The sequence below is a fragment of the Herbidospora mongoliensis genome (genome assembly GCF_001570545.1).
In the GTDB taxonomy this organism is placed as follows: Bacteria; Actinomycetota; Actinomycetes; order Streptosporangiales; family Streptosporangiaceae; genus Herbidospora; species Herbidospora mongoliensis.
On the sequence record NZ_BBXD01000017.1, the window covers coordinates 98,003 to 113,280 of the forward strand.

15 protein-coding genes and 1 pseudogene are annotated in these 15,278 nt (G+C 70.1%); 9 read left to right on the top strand and 7 right to left on the bottom strand.

What is annotated here, in order from left to right:
- Window positions 1–8: 8 nt before the first annotated feature.
- The gene (locus AW272_RS25045) at window positions 9–620 is read right to left on the bottom strand and encodes a TetR/AcrR family transcriptional regulator (protein ID WP_066369815.1); all 612 of its coding nucleotides are present in this window, start codon (window positions 618–620) and stop codon (window positions 9–11) included.
- A 57-nt stretch (window positions 621–677) separates the two neighbouring features.
- Here AW272_RS25045 and AW272_RS25050 point away from each other — a divergent pair, with 57 nt between their 5' ends.
- Window positions 678–1,778 (top strand): FAD-dependent monooxygenase, encoded by a 1,101-nt coding sequence (locus tag AW272_RS25050; protein ID WP_066370412.1) that lies wholly within the window; start codon window positions 678–680, stop codon window positions 1,776–1,778.
- Here AW272_RS25050 and erm read toward each other — a convergent pair.
- Window positions 1,779–2,539: pseudogene (gene erm / locus AW272_RS25055) on the bottom strand (23S ribosomal RNA methyltransferase Erm). It lies immediately after the preceding gene.
- Between the two features lie 634 nt (window positions 2,540–3,173).
- Window positions 3,174–3,440: a DUF3040 domain-containing protein gene (locus tag AW272_RS25060; protein ID WP_066369817.1), complete on the bottom strand. Its 267-nt coding sequence runs from the start codon at window positions 3,438–3,440 to the stop codon at window positions 3,174–3,176.
- A gap of 133 nt (window positions 3,441–3,573) precedes the next feature.
- On the opposite strand from AW272_RS25060, the gene AW272_RS25065 reads away from it, so the two are divergent.
- The 5 genes from AW272_RS25065 to AW272_RS25085 all read left to right on the top strand — a co-directional run bounded on the left by AW272_RS25065 (window position 3,574) and on the right by AW272_RS25085 (window position 8,140).
- Window positions 3,574–4,590, top strand: a complete 1,017-nt coding sequence (locus tag AW272_RS25065; RefSeq protein ID WP_066369819.1) for an Rv2578c family radical SAM protein — start codon at window positions 3,574–3,576, stop codon at window positions 4,588–4,590.
- 219 nt (window positions 4,591–4,809) lie between these two features.
- A complete protein-coding gene (locus tag AW272_RS25070; RefSeq protein WP_218011051.1) occupies window positions 4,810–5,505 on the top strand; it encodes an ABC transporter ATP-binding protein in 696 nt (231 codons plus the stop codon).
- Window positions 5,506–5,769: 264 nt separating this feature from the next.
- A complete protein-coding gene (locus AW272_RS25075) occupies window positions 5,770–6,504 on the top strand; it encodes an ABC transporter permease (RefSeq protein ID WP_066369823.1) in 735 nt (244 codons plus the stop codon).
- The gene (locus tag AW272_RS25080) at window positions 6,501–7,538 is read left to right on the top strand and encodes a sensor histidine kinase (protein ID WP_066369826.1); all 1,038 of its coding nucleotides are present in this window, start codon (window positions 6,501–6,503) and stop codon (window positions 7,536–7,538) included. The genes AW272_RS25075 and AW272_RS25080 overlap by 4 nt, the downstream gene beginning before the upstream one ends.
- A complete protein-coding gene (locus AW272_RS25085) occupies window positions 7,535–8,140 on the top strand; it encodes a response regulator transcription factor (RefSeq protein WP_066369829.1) in 606 nt (201 codons plus the stop codon). The genes AW272_RS25080 and AW272_RS25085 overlap by 4 nt, the downstream gene beginning before the upstream one ends.
- On the opposite strand, the gene AW272_RS25090 is transcribed toward AW272_RS25085, so the two are convergent.
- Window positions 8,137–8,946, bottom strand: a complete 810-nt coding sequence (locus AW272_RS25090; RefSeq protein WP_066369830.1) for a GDSL-type esterase/lipase family protein — start codon at window positions 8,944–8,946, stop codon at window positions 8,137–8,139. The two genes, AW272_RS25085 and AW272_RS25090, sit on opposite strands and share 4 nt — an antisense overlap.
- Before the next feature lie 165 nt (window positions 8,947–9,111).
- On the opposite strand from AW272_RS25090, the gene AW272_RS25095 reads away from it, so the two are divergent.
- The gene (locus tag AW272_RS25095; protein WP_066370421.1) at window positions 9,112–10,320 is read left to right on the top strand and encodes an isochorismate synthase; all 1,209 of its coding nucleotides are present in this window, start codon (window positions 9,112–9,114) and stop codon (window positions 10,318–10,320) included.
- A gap of 194 nt (window positions 10,321–10,514) precedes the next feature.
- Window positions 10,515–11,654: an MFS transporter gene (locus tag AW272_RS25100; protein WP_245657718.1), complete on the top strand. Its 1,140-nt coding sequence runs from the start codon at window positions 10,515–10,517 to the stop codon at window positions 11,652–11,654.
- On the opposite strand, the gene AW272_RS25105 is transcribed toward AW272_RS25100, so the two are convergent.
- Window positions 11,613–12,227 carry an IMPACT family protein gene (locus tag AW272_RS25105; protein ID WP_066369835.1) on the bottom strand — a complete coding sequence of 205 codons (615 nt, stop codon included), beginning with the start codon at window positions 12,225–12,227 and terminating at the stop codon, window positions 11,613–11,615. The genes AW272_RS25100 and AW272_RS25105 overlap by 42 nt on opposite strands.
- A 193-nt stretch (window positions 12,228–12,420) precedes the next feature.
- Between AW272_RS25105 and AW272_RS25110 the strand changes: the two genes are divergently transcribed.
- Window positions 12,421–12,720: a nucleoside triphosphate pyrophosphohydrolase gene (locus AW272_RS25110; RefSeq protein WP_066369836.1), complete on the top strand. Its 300-nt coding sequence runs from the start codon at window positions 12,421–12,423 to the stop codon at window positions 12,718–12,720.
- Here the strand turns inward: AW272_RS25110 and AW272_RS25115 are convergent.
- The gene (locus AW272_RS25115) at window positions 12,714–13,568 is read right to left on the bottom strand and encodes an alpha/beta fold hydrolase (RefSeq protein ID WP_218011052.1); all 855 of its coding nucleotides are present in this window, start codon (window positions 13,566–13,568) and stop codon (window positions 12,714–12,716) included. The genes AW272_RS25110 and AW272_RS25115 overlap by 7 nt on opposite strands.
- Window positions 13,569–13,674: 106 nt before the next feature.
- On the bottom strand, window positions 13,675–14,592 hold the full coding sequence (locus AW272_RS25120; protein ID WP_083958649.1) for an RNA polymerase sigma factor: 918 nt from the start codon (window positions 14,590–14,592) through the stop codon (window positions 13,675–13,677).
- Window positions 14,593–15,278 lie beyond the last annotated feature (686 nt).

Consider the following 15,278-nt stretch of genomic DNA (forward strand, 5'->3'; position numbering starts at 1 on the left):
AAGGGCCTTTATCCGGCGACGGCGCGGCCGCTTCCGGCGGCGGGATCCGGCGGCGGCGCCCCGCCGAACACCATCGCCCGCACGATCATCTCGACGCCTTCCCGGGTGACGGTCCCCAGCGGCGCCGTGACCAGCGTGAACAGCGCGCCGCCATACAGCGCCATCAGCCCCGGCACCCGCTCGGGCGGGATCGCGAGCCCCAGCTGCGCGTGGTGCCCCTGCGTGAACACCGTCGCGACCGCCTGGAGCCCCTCCAGCGCCTTGTTGAGTTCGGGGCGGCGCACCGCCTCCAACCGCAGCTCGAAGATCGCCAGATAGCGGTCGCGCAGCACGGTCGCCGCGCCCAGCAGCGACTCCGTCAGCAACTCGACCAGGTCGGGCTCCCCGATCTGGTGGTCGGCGGCGGCGTCCATGTCGGCCAGGTGGAGTTCCACCACGCGTTCGGCCGCCGCCACCAGCAGCGCTTCGCGGTTGCGGAAGTAGTTGGACGCCGTTCCCGTCGGCAGCCCGGCCGCGCGTTCGGCCGTGCGGTGGGTCAGGCCGTGCACCCCCGACGAGGCCAGCAGGTCGATAGCGGCGTCGGTGAGGGCCCGGCGGCGGTCCGGATTGGAGGGCGGCACCCGGTCATGCTACCAATAGCCGTAGTAGTACGACCGTAGTGAATGACGGGGACCCCCATGAGAATCGCGATCATCGGCGCCGGCCTCGGCGGCGTCACGGCCGCCACCGGCCTCCACCTGACCGGCCACGACGTCACCCTTTACGAACGCGCCCCCGACCTGCGCGAAACCGGCACCGGCATCGTCGTCATGCCCAACGGCCTCAACGCCCTCGACACCCTCGGCCTGGCCGAACCCCTCCGTGACCACGCCGCGCCGACCGCTCAGGGCGGCCTCCGCGACCGGAAGGGACGCCCCCTCCTGGTCACCGACGCCGCCAAGGCCCAGGAACGCTACGGCCCGACCATCGTCATCGACCGCGCCGTCCTGCACCGCACGCTGCGCGCCCGGCTCCCCGCCGACCGCATCCGCACCGCCACCCCCGTCGACGACCTCGGCGGGATCACCGCCGACGCGATCATCGTCGCCGACGGCCTCCACAGCCGCCTGCGCGGACGCCTCTTCCCCGGCCACCCCGGCACCCACCGCACCGGACGACTCGACCTGCGCGGCACGCTCAGGAAAGTGCCAGGTGTCGAAGCGTTGCTCACCGCGATCCTCATCGACCGGCACAGCGGCGCCATGTTCGGCCTGTTCCCGCTCGGTTCTTCCGGTCTGTACTGGTTCACCGACGCCCCCGCGCCCGCGACCATCCCCACTCCGGAACAGGCGCGCGAGCAGATGGCCGAACTGATGGCCGACTGGCACCCGGCCGTCCCGGCGATCCTGCGGGCGACGGACGTGGCCGACATCCACGTCGACCCCATCACCTGCCTGGCGCGCCCGCTGGACAGCTACACCTCCGGCACCGTCGCCCTGCTCGGCGACGCCGCCCACGGCATGACCCCCGACCTGGGCCAGGGCGCGAGCCAGGCCTTCGAGGACGCCGCCGCGCTGGTCCGGCATCTGAAAGACGCCGAACCAGCCGACGCGGCCGAACGGCTGAGCCGCTACGACGCCGAGCGCCGCCCTCGGGCGAACAAACTCATGCTCGCCTCAGCCCGCCAGTCCCGCCTCACCACCCAGACCGGTCCGGGGGCCTGGCTCCGCGACACCCTCCTGCGCGCCACGCCGCCGTCCCTCGCGGCCCGCCAGCTCGCCGCGATCTGGCTGGCCTGATCAGCACAGCCGCCGCCACAAGGTCACCCACTGATCGGGGTGGACGTATCCCACCACGGCGTCGCGCGGCACACCCGCCACCGCCAGGGCGGCGTCCACCCCGTCGTACCGGGTCATCAACGACGCCCGAACCGAGCCCCCGACACCGCCGAAGCCCAGCTCGACCAGCTCCTGATACGACCGCCGGTCGGACACCAGCGGCTCGGGTCGCCGCTCGATCCGCAGGATCGACGACTCGACCGACGGAACCGGCCGGAACGCCTCCGGGAAGATCGTGTGCCCCAGCAGCCAGTCGAACCACGGCCACGACTCGACCGTGACCAGGCTCCACCGGCCGTAGTCACCGGTACGTTTGCGGGCGTACTCCCGCTGCGTCAGTAGCGTCGCCGACGAAAGATCCGGCGCCCGTAGACACCATTCGACGATTTTCGAAGTGACCGAATACGGAATGTTCCCCACCACCGCGAACGGCTCCCTTGGTACCCGCGCACGCGTGAAATCACCTCTGACCACATCGATGCTCTTGTTGTCTTTTGTACGGGATGCGAGAAGCCCCGCCAAGCGGGGATCGATCTCGTAGGCGACCACCCGCGCCCCCGCTTCGGCCAATGCGAAGGTGAGCGCCCCCTCCCCCGCACCCGGCTCGAGCACGAGCCCTTCCGGCGCGGCGGCCTTCACCATCAGTTCGACGGCGTGCCGGTCGACCAGGAAGTTCTGCGAGAGGTCACGCCGCGCCTTGTCGACGGGCGTGCGACCGCCAGTGTTCCTGGCCTTCTTCTGGGTATGCGAATAATTCCCGTGCGCGAAATTCTGCGCCACAGCACTTGCCCTTTCGGGTCCTCGAGATTTATGGGGTTCTCGAAGGGCCCTGGGCTCGCCGGGGACGCGAAACGTCCGTTCAAGCTCGGCCTTACGACGAAGGCCGACAGATCGCGTCCGCTAGCGGGCCAGAGCCCGGCTGTGGCGGATGCGAATGAAAACGGGGCAGCAGAAGTTGGAGGCCATGCGCCGCACCCTACGCAGGGAACGATCGCTCGGACAAAGCATTTAACGCGGGGGTCTTCTTCTTCCACTGTGGCTCTGCCTGGTCAGCGCCGCCCACCGAAGCCGTGACGGACCGCCGGGGGGCCGATCTGTTCCAGGTGGGGAACTGGTTGTCTTGGGCGCCTCACCTACTCGTGACGGGGCGCCACCGGGAGCGGGTGCCTGGTGCCGGATACGGCGCGGACCGGGGGCGGCGGGCGGGGCCGGCCAGGCGGAGCCGTAACGGAAGAAAGCTTTCATCCCGCGACAGATACGAACGGCGGAATCCGAGCCCGCCGCTGATCGAGACGGACTCGAGTTCGCGTCACGGCGACCGATCGCCCCGGCACAGCCCGAACACGCGGCTTCGGGCTAGAAGGGCACCGCTGCCGCGTCGTTGTGGAACGCCATCACCAGCAGCGTCGCGATCAACGTCGCGATCAGCAACCAGCTCACCGCGATCACCACCGTCGACCGCCGCCACCGGCGTTTCTTCTTGTCGGTGCGGCGGCGATTTCGCTCGCCTCGCACCACTCGCTCGTTGAACGACTCTAAACGGGCGGCGAGCCTCGGATCCTCATCCGTGAGGTGCCGCTCGATCATCGCCAGCATCCGCTCCTCGTCTTGCGACCAGGCCATGGCGCACCTCCCAGGGATGCAAGGTGTGTGCCGAGGTCGTTCCCCCGAAAGAAGATCATTAGCCGTTTGGTGGGACGCGATTTGCCCGCACTTTCCGTTGCGATCATGCTCGAACAGATGTTCCAATCATGGGATGCGCTGGGACAACCTGCAACTCATCCCCGACCAACCCGACAACGCCCTGATCACCAAGGGTGCGGTCGTCCGAACCATCGACACACCGGAGTTCCGCGGCGTCACCTTCTTCGAGATCCAGGCCCGGAGCATCATCAACCGCGTCCCCGGTCCCAGCCGAGTCCCGTTCGAATGGACCCTCAACCCCTATCGGGGATGCACCCACGCCTGCGTCTACTGCTTCGCCCGCAACACCCACACCTACCTCGACCTCGACGCCGGCCACGACTTCGACACGAAGATCATCGTGAAGATCAACGCGGTCGAGTTGCTGCGCAGGGAACTGGCCGGGCCGCGCTGGCAGGGCGAGCCCATCGCGATGGGCACCAATGTCGACCCCTATCAACGATGTGAAGGGCGTTACCGGCTCATGCCGGGAATCATTCAGGCGCTTATCGACTATCGAAATCCCTTTTCCATTCTGACCAAAGGGACGCTCATTCTCCGCGACCTCGATCTGCTCACTGAGGCGGCCTCGCGAACCCGGGTCTCCACCGCGATGTCGATCGGCACCACTCACCCCGACGCCTGGCGGGCGACCGAACCCGGCACTCCCAGCCCGCGCGCCCGGCTCCACGCCGTCGCCACCCTCAACGAGGCCGGCGTCCCCTGCTCGGTGCTGATGGCGCCGATCCTGCCCTACCTGACCGACTCCCCCGCCCAGCTCGAGGCGACCGTCAAGGAGATCGCCGAGGCCGGAGCCACCGGGTTGACCCCGCTCGTGCTGCACCTGCGCACCGGCGCGCGCGAGTGGTGGCTCCAGTGGCTGGCCCGCGAGCATCCGCGCCTGGTGCCGCGCTATCAGGAGCTCTACGGGCGGGGCGCATACGCACCCAAGGCCTACCAGCAGCGGATCAGCGCCCAGGTGGCGGAGCTCGCCCGCAAGCACGGCATCAGGGAGCGCACCGTGCGACAGGCCCCTCCGGCGAAGACGAAGGCCCCGGAACCGGAACAGCTCGGGCTCTTCGGCCGATGAAGGCCACGCGTCCGCAGACGGTGGCAGCCAGGCGGATGAGAGCCAGGGCGTGTCGCCGGCGGATCAAGGGCCGGTGAGGGTTCTTCGTTTTGGTAGTGAAGATCGTTTTCTATAGATCGGACTCCTTTACAAAGTAGATTTCTAACGGGACTTTTGTACCGCCGAACTCGGGATTCGGCTCCCTACAGGGGCACGGCCGCCGGAAATAGCGTCGTGGACATGACCGACGCCATCGTCATCCAGGGCCTGCGCAAGGCCTACCGGCACATCCTCGCCGTCGACGGCCTCAGCCTGGCGGTCCCCCAGGGGCAGCACCTCGCCCTGCTCGGCCCCAACGGCGCGGGCAAGACCACCACCATCAACGTGCTGCTCGGGCTGCGCCCGCCCGACACCGGCAGCGCCACCCTCTTCGGGCAGAATCCCCGTTCCGCGCTGAACGCCGGGCTCATCGGGGTCATGCAGCAGGAGATCGGGCTGCCGCCCCGCGTCACCGTCCGCGAGCTGATCCGCTTCGCCCGCGCCGTCTTCCCCACCCCCCTCCCCTACGCCGAGATCGTCACCCAGACCGGCCTCAGCGGCCTGGACAAACAGCGGGTCGACCAACTGTCGGGCGGCCAGCGCCAGCGGGTGCGGTTCGCCATGGCCCTGGCCGGCGACCCGAAGCTCCTGGTACTCGACGAACCCACCGCCGGCCTCGACGTCGAGGCCCGCCGCGAGTTCTGGGACGGCCTGTCGGCCGCCGGACGCACAGTCGTCTTCTCCACCCACTACCTCGACGAGGCCGACCGCTTCGCCGACCGCATCGTCGTCATGAACCACGGCCGGATCGTGGCCGACGGAACGGGCGAGGACATCAAGAAGGGCGGCGACCTGGAAGACGCCTTCCTCGCCTTGGTCTCCGGAAAGCTCGCCTGACCGCGCGACTGCAAACGGGCGACTTGAAAACGCTCTCGATTCGGTCCAGAAGACCGGTCTGACGGCCGATACCGCAGCGCACCTGAACGAGGCGTCGGGACGACTCGGAAGACGCCCTGTCCTGGCTTTCAGAAAAGCCGGCCTGACCGCCGCCCGCCCGAATCGCCCCGCACCCGGACCCGCCTCAGCTCGCCGTCGCGGCGGACTCGTCTGCGGCGTCTCCCCAAGAATCCGTGCTCGCCGTCGTACATCCAGGAGAATCCTGTGACCGCCTATATCCGCCTCGAAGTTCGCAAGATGCTGCGTGACCACGGCTTCATCGTCATGAGCCTCACTCTGCCCGTCGTGCTGTATCTGCTGTTCAGCAACCTCGCCCTCGGCGCCACGACCGTTGAGGCCAAGGCGGCCGCCGCGGCGTGGAGCATGGTGGGCATGGCCGCCTACGGTGCGCTCGGGGCGGCGTTCAGCAACGGCACCGGGACCAGTGAGGACAAGGCGCTCGGGTGGCTGGCGCAGCTCGCCGTGCTGCCCATCGCGCCCTGGCGGATCATCGCGGGGAAGGCCGCCACCGGGGCGATCATCGTGGTGCCGTCGATCCTGCTCGTCCTCACCGCCGGGGGGCTGGTCAACGGGGTGCCGCTGACGCCGTTCGAGTGGGTCGCGGTCACCCTGCTGCTGTGGATCGGCACGATTCCGTTCAGTCTGTTCGCGCTCGGCACCGCCTACCTGCTGAGCCCGCAGAACGCCGCCGCGGTCAACCTCGCCGGATATATCAGCCTGTCGATCGTCGGCGGGCTGTGGTTCCCGGCCGCCAACTTCCCCGGGTGGCTGCAGACCATCAGCGAGTGGAGTCCGGTGGCGGCGTACGCGCACCTGCCCTGGGCCGTGCTCTTCGGCGAGCCCGTCTCGCTGCGGTCGCTGCTTACTCTGCTGGGGTGGACCGCCGTCTTCACCCTTTACGCTTTGTACGGCTTTCGCCGTGCCGGGAGGACCTCATGAGATCGAATTCAGGCGGATTCACCGTCTGGGTTCTCCTCATGGCCTTCCCCGTCCTCGAGACCGTCGCCGAGCCCCGGGTGACGGCCTGGGTCGCCCTCGCCGTGATCGCCGTCCTCTACGTGTGGACCGTGCGGACCCGGACCTACCTGGGGCTGGCCCTGCTCACCCTCGCCACCGCCGCAGGCACGCTCGCCTTCGGCGGGGCCTGGACGTTCACGCTGACGATGACGGCCGTCGCCACCGGCGGCATCGTCAGGAAGCTTCCCGGGATCCTGCTGCTGCTCCCGCTCACCGCGGTCGCCGTCGTGGCGAGTCTGCGGATGGAGGTCGGCGGCCTGCTCGTCGGCTTCTCGGCCTGGGGGGTGTTCGTGGCCGGGCTGGTGCCGTGGATCATCGTGCAGCTGTGGGACACCATCGCCGAGCTCCAGGCCACCCGGAAGGAGCTCGCCCGGGTCGCCGTCTCCGAGGAGCGCCTGCGGTTCTCCCGTGACCTGCACGATCTGCTGGGCCACACGCTGTCGGTCATGGTGGTCAAGGCCGAGGTCGTCCGGCGCCTGGCGCCCCGCGACGGCGAGGCCGCCGCCAAGCAGGCCGCCGACATCGAGGAGATCGGGCGCCAGGCCCTCACCCAGGTCAGAGCGGCCGTGACGGGCTACCGGGGCAGAGGGCTCAAAGCGGAGCTCCAGGCGGCACGTGACGCCCTGGACACGGCGGGCATCGCCCTGACCGTCACGGCCGACGAGAACGAACTCCCGCCGGAGACCGACGCCCTGCTCGGCTGGGCGGTCCGCGAAGGTGTGACCAATGTCATCCGGCACAGCGCCGCCCAGAAGTGCGGCGTCACCCTCCGGCTCGGCGACCCGACCGAGCTGGAGATCACCGACGACGGCGTCGGCGCCGAGACGACCACGGGCAACGGCCTCGGCGGCCTGCGCGAACGCGTGGAGGCCGCCGGTGGGAGCCTGACCGCCGGGAACCTCCCCGGTGGCGGGTTCCGACTGGCCGTGACCACCCCTGAAGGAACACTCCCGTGATTCGCGTGCTGCTCGCCGAAGACCAGGGCATGATGCGCGGCGCCCTGGCCCTGCTCCTCGGGCTGGAGGCCGACATCGAGGTCGTCGCCCAGGTCGGCGACGGGACCCAGGTCGTGCCGGCCGCTCTGGAGGCACGGCCCGACGTCGCCCTGCTCGACATCGAGATGCCCGGACGCAGCGGTCTGGACGCCGCCGCCGACCTCCGCGAGCGGCTGCCCGCCTGCCGGGTGCTGATCCTCACCACGTTCGGCCGGCCCGGCTACCTGCGCCGCGCCATGGACGCCGGCGCGCGTGGCTTCCTCGTCAAGGACGCGCCCGTCGAGGACCTCGCCGACGCCATCCGCCGCGTGCTGCGCGGCGAACGGGTCGTCGACCCCGCCCTGGCCGCCGCCGCCCTGTCGGCCGGGCCGAGCCCGCTCACCGAGCGGGAGCGGGAGATCCTGGCCATCGCCGGGGACGGCGCCACCATCGCCGACCTGGCCGCGCGGCTGCACCTGTCGGAGAGCACGGTGCGCAACTACCTGTCGTCTGCGATCGGCAAGACCGGCACCCGCAACCGCGTCGAGGCCGCCGGGGTGGCCCGGCAGCACGGCTGGCTCTAGACCGGCACCTCCGAGGTCTGGAAGGAGAGCCGGGCGATCGTGCGCTGGCCCTCGGCGTTCGGGTGGAAGTAGTCCCACTTGCTCACCATCGACAGGGTGAACGGGAAGCGGAACACCTCGCCGTTGTCGTAGCGGCAGTTCGCGCCGTAGGCGACGCACGCCTTGGCCATCTCGTTGTTGTACGCGACCACGCGGGCCCGGACCCGGTCGCGGCGGTCCTCGTCCTTCTGGGCGGTCGAGGTCGGGTTGGCCAGCATCGTCTGGCAGATCCGCGCGATGCCCCAGAACGCGCGGGCGATCGCGTTGCTCTTGCCGACCCGCCACAGGCGCTTCAGGTCGGGGATGCTGACGATGCGCACCTGCGCACCCGTCGGTGCCAGCTTGGCCAGCGCCGCGTCGACCCGGGCCCGGTAGGTGGCCACCGGGGTCATCTGCTGCTCGGTACGCACGCACGCGTCCTGAGCGCCGATGAGGATCGTCACGTAGTTGGCCTTGGCCTTGATGGCCTCTTCCGTCTGCTCCATCAGGTCTTCGCTCGTCGCGCCGTTGTAGGCGAAGTTGCGGTTGCGGCCCTTCACGTCCGCCCCGTCGGCCAGCAGGCGCAGGTAGTGGCTGTCGACCTCTTTGTGGTCGCCGGCCGACCACGAGCGTGACGTGCACGCGACGTACCAACCGCAGGCGTTGAAGCCCGCGCTGATCGAATCGCCGAGCGCCGCCATGGTGATGGGCTGGGCGGTCGCGTGGACCGTTCCAGGCCACAGGAGCAGCGCGGCGGCCGCGACCACCGGCGTGATCTTCTTGATCATGGACACCTCCGGGAGCCAAAGGTAGAGATCACGAACGGCCAGGCTCTATTACCAGGGCGGCAGGCGTCTCTTCCCTGACCAAGCTGCTATCGGGCCTTGACACACCCGTACGGCGAAAGGTGCCCCAATGTCGAACACGTTCAGTTTCTGCGTAAAGTGGGTGAGGTGAGCGTCGCCCTCGGACTCCATCCCCCGCTCGTGGTTCGCACGGTCCCGGTACGCGACCCCGGTGACCTCATCTCCCTGCTCCCAGGCCCGGCCTCCTATTCGTGGGTGCACCACGGCGACGGCATGGTGGCCTGGGGCGAGGCGCTGCGGGTGACGATACCGCCGGGCCCCGGCCGGTTCGCCTGGGCCCGCGAGTGGCTGGCCACCGCCTTCGGCCACGCCGACATCGACGATCGGGTCGGCCGCCCCGGCTCCGGACCGGTCGCCTTCGGCAGCTTCACCTTCGACCCCGCCTCGGCGGGGTCGGTTCTCGTCGTGCCCCGGGTCGTGGTCGCCCGCCGCGACGGCCAGGCCTGGCTGACCACCGTCGGTGAGGAGAACCTCGGGCTGGTCACGCCCGCCACGCCGCCCGGCCGGATCCGCTACTCCGACGGCGCGCTCACCGCGCCCGGCTGGGAGCACGCCGTCGCGACCGCGGTGAAACACATCACATCGGGAGGGCTGGAGAAGGTCGTCCTGGCCCGGGATCTCATCGCGACCGCCGACGCCGACATCGACCCGCGCGTCCCGCTGGCCCGCCTCGCGGCGCGCTACCCCGAGTGCTACACCTTCTCCGTCGGCGGCCTCATCGGCGCCACCCCCGAACTGCTCGTGCGGCACACCGGGCGGGCCATCGAGTCGCTCGTGCTGGCCGGCACCATCCCCAGCGGCGCCGACCCGGCGACGCTGTTCGACTCCCCCAAAGACCGCTACGAGCACACCTGCGCGGTCGCTTCGGTGGAGGCGGCGCTGAAGCCGTTGTGCGCGGAACTCGACGTGCCGGCCGAACCCGAACTCCTCTCCCTGCCCAACGTGCAGCACCTCGCCAGCCGGGTCACCGGCAAGCTGGGCGACGGCGCGTCGGTCCTCGACGTCGTGGCCGCCCTCCACCCCACGGCGGCCGTCGGCGGAACGCCGACCTCGACGGCGATCGGGCTGATCCCCGAACTGGAGAACATGGACCGCGGCGGCTACGCCGGACCGGTCGGCTGGATCGACGCCCGGGGCGACGGCGAATGGGGCATCGCGCTGCGCTGCGCCCAACTCGACGGGCGCCGTGCCCGCCTTTTCGCAGGTTGCGGCATCATGGGCGGATCCGACCCCGCGGCTGAACTCGCCGAGGCCCAGTCGAAGTTCCGCGCCATGCAATACGCCCTGGAGGGCTGACGCCGTGTCCCTGCTTCTCGTTTTCACGGGACCGATTTCGGTGAGCGTCGACGTCGACGAAGAACGGAACGCGGGCGACGTCGTCCTGCGGTTCGACCCCCGTTGAGCATCTGCCGAAAGCCATAGCACCACCCCTGGAGGGCTGCCCCCTGATCTCCCCCGCCGATCGCCGTGCCCGGGTCGCGGTCGCGCTGTTGTTCCTCACCAACGGCGCGATCTTCACCAACCTGATGCCGCGATACCCCGCCATCATCGAGTCACTCGAACTCTCCAACGCCCAATTCGGGCTGGCGGTCGCGGCCGTCCCCGCGGGGTCGCTCGCCTCGGGGCTGCTGGCGGGCATTCTCATCAGGCGGCTCAGGTCCTCCCGGGTCGCCGTCGGCGGCATGGTGCTCACCGGTGGGGTCGTCCTGCTGGCCGGGCTCGCGCCGAGCTGGGCGCTGTTCGCGGCGGCGCTGTTCGTCGTGGGCGCGCTCGACTCGGTCATCGACGTCGCGCAGAACACCCACGGGCTCCGTGTGCAACGGCTCTACGGGCGCTCGATCATCAACTCCTTCCACGCCATCTGGAGCCTCGGCGCCGTCATCGGCGGGCTCATGGGCGGCGGCGCCGCCGCGCTCGGCATGTCGCTCGGGCTGCACCTCAGCATCTCGGCGGTGACGTTCATCATCGTCAACCTGGTCGCCTACCGGTTCCTGCTCCCCGGGCCGGAGCCCCAGGAGGTCATCGAGGCGCCTGCCGCCGACGGGCCCGCCGTGCCGGTCAAGACGGTCGCCTACGGCGCGCTCGCGCTGCTGGCGATCATCGCGATCTGCGGCGCCACCGTCGAGGACGCCGGTGGCACCTGGGCCGCCGTCTACCTGTCGGGATCGCTCGGGGCCGCGCCCGGCATCGCGGCGTTCGGCCTGGTCGCCGTCGTGGGCGCGCAGTTCGTGGGGCGCGCGCTGGGCGATCGTTTCGTCGATCGGTACGGTCAGCGCGCCGTCGCCCGGGTCGGCGGGCTGCTCATCGCGGTGGGCATCGGGCTCGCGCTGGCCTTCCCGAGCGTGCCCGGCACCATCGCCGGGTTCGGCCTGGCCGGGTTCGGCAGCGCCACGCTCATCCCCGGCGCCATGCACACCGCCGACCAGCTCCCCGGCTTCCGGCCGGGCACCGGGCTGACCCTGCTGTCGTGGCTGCTGCGGGCCGGGTTCCTGCTCACCCCGCCGCTGGTCGGGCTGATCGCCGACGCGAGTTCGCTCCGGCTCGGGCTGCTGCTGGTGCCGGTCGCCGGGATCATCGTGATCTTCTGCTCAGGCGTCTTCAGCCCGCACGAACAGCGTGCCGCCGGCTGACGCCCGCGCCCGGCCCGCCGTCGCGGTGGCCAGCCACTCCTCGAACGCGCCGAGGTCGGTCACCGCGACGTCGAAGGCCACCGCTGATCCGTAGGTGACCTCGCGGACGTCGTACCGAACCCTCAGGTCGTTCTCCAACCGCCCCGCGTGCGCGTGGTCGATCGACACCGTCACCAGGTGGGCCTCGACCATCGTGACCGGCGTGACCCTGTCGAGGGTCTCCCCCACCGCGCCGCCGTAGGCCCGCACGAGACCGCCGGCACCCAGCAGGATGCCGCCGAAGTAGCGCGTCACCACGGTCACCACGTCGGCGTAGCCGCGCTTGAGCAGCACGTCGAGCATGGGCGTTCCCGCGGTGCCGCCGGGTTCGCCGTCGTCGTCGGAGCGGCGCACCTCGGTGCCGATCACGTAGGCGGTGCAGTTGTGGGAGGCGTCGGCGTAGAGCGCGCGGTGGGCCGTGATGAACTCGCGGGCGGCCTGCTCCGAGGGGGCGGGCGCGACGGCGCAGACGAACCGGGACCGCCGCACCTCCGTCTCGTGCTCGACCACGTCGTCGAGGGTTTTGTACGGCACCGCGCCAGGTTATCCAACTTCATGAAGGCAGCTCCAACGCCTACAGCGAGCCGCAGACCCACCGGTTGAGGGAGGGGCCCTCATCTCCGCGAAGCCTGCCGCCTTTCTTGGAGCAGGGCCCCTGTGGCGAGGCGGCCCCCGCCATCGCGCCCGGCGGATACCGTCGCCAGAATGACTCCGGGAGGTGCTGACCATGGGCAAGCTGATACGCGACGGGATCCCCGGCATCATCCGCCGAAACGGCGGAGACCCGCAGGTCTCCGTGCTCGGCGACGACGCCTACCGGGAGGCTCTCCAGGCCAAACTGGCGGAGGAGGCCGGCGAACTCGCCGAGGCCACCGGGGAGGAGGTCGCCGAAGAACTCGCCGACCTCCTTGAGGTGCTCCGGGCCATCGCCGACGTCCATGGGCACTCATGGCAGCACGTCGAGCGAGTCGCGGAGGCGAAACGCGCTCAGCGTGGCGCCTTCGCCGAACGGCTCTACCTTCATTGAGATCCGGTCTGGACGAACTCGGCGATCGCGCGGGTGAACTCCTCGGGCTGTTCGAGATGGCCCATGTGGCCGCTGTCCTCCAGCACTGCCAGACGGGAGCCGGGGATGATCCCGTGGGCGAGGCGTGCCCAGCGCGTGCCGCCGAAGAAGTCGTGCACCCCGGAGATGATCAGCGTGGGGACGGCGAGGGAGCGGAGTTCCTCGCGCACGTCGAACGGCGCGGGCTCCTCGCCGCGCATCGGGTCGATCCACGCGGTGAGGGCAGCGCGCATCGGTTCGAGGTCCCGCTCGTGCGTCCAGTAGTCGGCGAAGTACGCCGGCAGGATCTCGCGCAGCGACGAGGTGTACGCCTGGTCGTCCTGGGCGGCCAGAGCCCGCTGGAACGCCTCGGGGATCTCGCCGGCCTCGGGGCGGTGCGGGAGGCGCTGCGGGAAGGCGGCGATGTGGGCCATCGCGTCGCCCCAGAACTCCTCTCCGGTGATCGGCGACGTGGAATAGAGGATCGCCCCGGCGACACGGTCGGGGTGGTCGAGGGCGTAGCGCTGGACGACGAAACCGCCGTGCGAGTGACCGAGCAGGAAGACGGCAGGCTCGCCCAGGTGCTCGACGACGCCATGGAGGAACCGGGCGTAGGTGTCGATCCGATAGTCGCGCGGGTCGTCCAGGCGGCCTGAGGAGCCGGTGCCGACCGGTTCGAGGTACACCATGGTCAGGTGCTCTTCCAGGGCCGGCAGCCGCAGGTACCTCCATTCGATGCCGGGGCCGCCCGAGTGCACCACGCACACCGGGCCGGTGCCCGCGACATGGAAGACCTGGCGCACGCCGTCGATGGTGATCTCGTGAGTCATCGTCATCCCTTACGTTCCGTGCCGGGCCCGGAGCGGGCCAGGCTGACGTGAACGGGATGCGGCGGCGAAAGGAGAAGTTCGGTCGTGTACGTGTGGCTTACGTCACCTAGGCCGCTCGGCGCGGGTGGAACAGCCGCAGTCGCCGGACCCGTCCCCCGCGGAGATGATGCAGCCACACCAGACTGGGCGGGCAGTGCCCGGGATCGTCGGGCGGGCTGATCAGGTCGGCCCGCCAGATGCTCAGGTCGCGACCGGCCACCACCTCGACCAGGCGCTGCCGGACCCCTGCGGCCAGGTCGGCCTCCATGCCCCTGATGGCGAAGGCGCGGTCGTCGTCGGCCCGTTCTCCGCCCGGGCCGATGAACTCGACGTCGGGTCTCCAGTGTTCCCGCACCACGTCGGCGAAAGCGCCGCGCTGGGCCGCCGCCAGCATCTCCTCGGCCTCCCGGCGCCGGGTCCTGGTCAGCGCCGCGGCGTCGTCGTGGGCCAGGTCGGCCGTGTTCACCAGGGCCGCCGCCAGTTTCGCCCTGGCCTGGCTCAGCCGGCTGCGGACGGTGCCGACGGGCACCTCGCACAACGCGGCGATCTGGTCGTAGGTGGAGACGTCGCTGAAGTAGCGCAGCAGGGCGACCAGCCGGACGGGTTCGGAGAGGTCCGCCATGGCATGCCAGACCCAGTCGCGCAGGGCCCGGCGCTCCAGCAGCTCCTCCGGGGTCGGGTCGTGCGACGGGAGCTCGCCGTCCGGGAGCGGCAGGGCGCCGGCCGTCCGCAGCCGGGCCCGGCACGCGTTGCGCGTGATCGCCCGCAACCAGGGACCGGCGGCGTCCGGATCGCGCAGCTCGTCGATCCTGCGCACGGCAACGAGCATGGCGTCCTGCACCGCGTCTTCGGCGTCGGGGCCGTGCCCCAGGATGCTCAGCGCGACCGCGTGCATGCCGGCCCTGTGCCGGGAGAGGAGCAGCCCGAGACCGGTCACGTCCCCCGTCACGGCGGCCCGCACCAGTTCCGCGTCCGAAAGAGACACCTTGCCCCCTTTCAGGCGTCTGACCTGGGCAAGCTTAGAGGGCCGCAGTGTCTTCGCGCGAAAGACCGCCACCGCCGGGAAGGGCCGACGGGCATTCGCGCGACCCGTGCGTTGACGATGTGATCATGACTGATCGGCTGACGGAGTACGTGAAGTTCGTCTACGCGAACCTGCCCTCCCCATGACAGCGGCGAAGCTCATCGCGCCGGCCCGGCCGACGATCCGGCTGGCGCACGCGGGCGAAGGCGACCCGGTGGTCGGCCGGCTGGCCCCTGCTACCACCGGACCCGAAGCTGGGCCCATCAGACACTGGCCATCGAACTCGACTGCGCCGCGCTGACCGCCTGCGAAACAACCTCGATCACAGTCAGGTTCGTCGAGAAGACCGACACCATCCCCGTGCAGGGACCGGAGACCGAAGTCATCGCCGATCTGGTGTATGCCGACTTCCTGGCCCTGCTCGATCCCCGTGAGCGGCAGGTCGTCGTGCTGCCGCGCAGTGGAGCCACCAAGCTCACCGAGATCGCCGGCTTGCTCGGCCACAGCCGAGCACAGCCCGATCTCCAAATGCCTGGCCCAGATTCAAAAGAAGCCGGCAGCGTACTTCACAAGCAGTCACCTATGAAACACAGCAACAAACAATCGGCGGGCGGCACGGTCTTTGTCGGAGGGCTGGCTCCTAAAAC

Coding starts and splice junctions, on each gene's coding strand:
- AW272_RS25065 (WP_066369819.1), top strand. CDS start 3,574: ATGCGCTGGGACAACCTGCAACTCATCCCCGACCAACCCGACAACGCC.
- AW272_RS25110 (WP_066369836.1), top strand. CDS start 12,421: ATGGGCAAGCTGATACGCGACGGGATCCCCGGCATCATCCGCCGAAAC.
- AW272_RS25115 (WP_218011052.1), bottom strand. CDS start 13,568: ATGACTCACGAGATCACCATCGACGGCGTGCGCCAGGTCTTCCATGTC.
- AW272_RS25050 (WP_066370412.1), top strand. CDS start 678: ATGAGAATCGCGATCATCGGCGCCGGCCTCGGCGGCGTCACGGCCGCC.
- AW272_RS25090 (WP_066369830.1), bottom strand. CDS start 8,946: ATGATCAAGAAGATCACGCCGGTGGTCGCGGCCGCCGCGCTGCTCCTG.
- AW272_RS25080 (WP_066369826.1), top strand. CDS start 6,501: ATGAGATCGAATTCAGGCGGATTCACCGTCTGGGTTCTCCTCATGGCC.
- AW272_RS25060 (WP_066369817.1), bottom strand. CDS start 3,440: ATGGCCTGGTCGCAAGACGAGGAGCGGATGCTGGCGATGATCGAGCGG.
- AW272_RS25070 (WP_218011051.1), top strand. CDS start 4,810: ATGACCGACGCCATCGTCATCCAGGGCCTGCGCAAGGCCTACCGGCAC.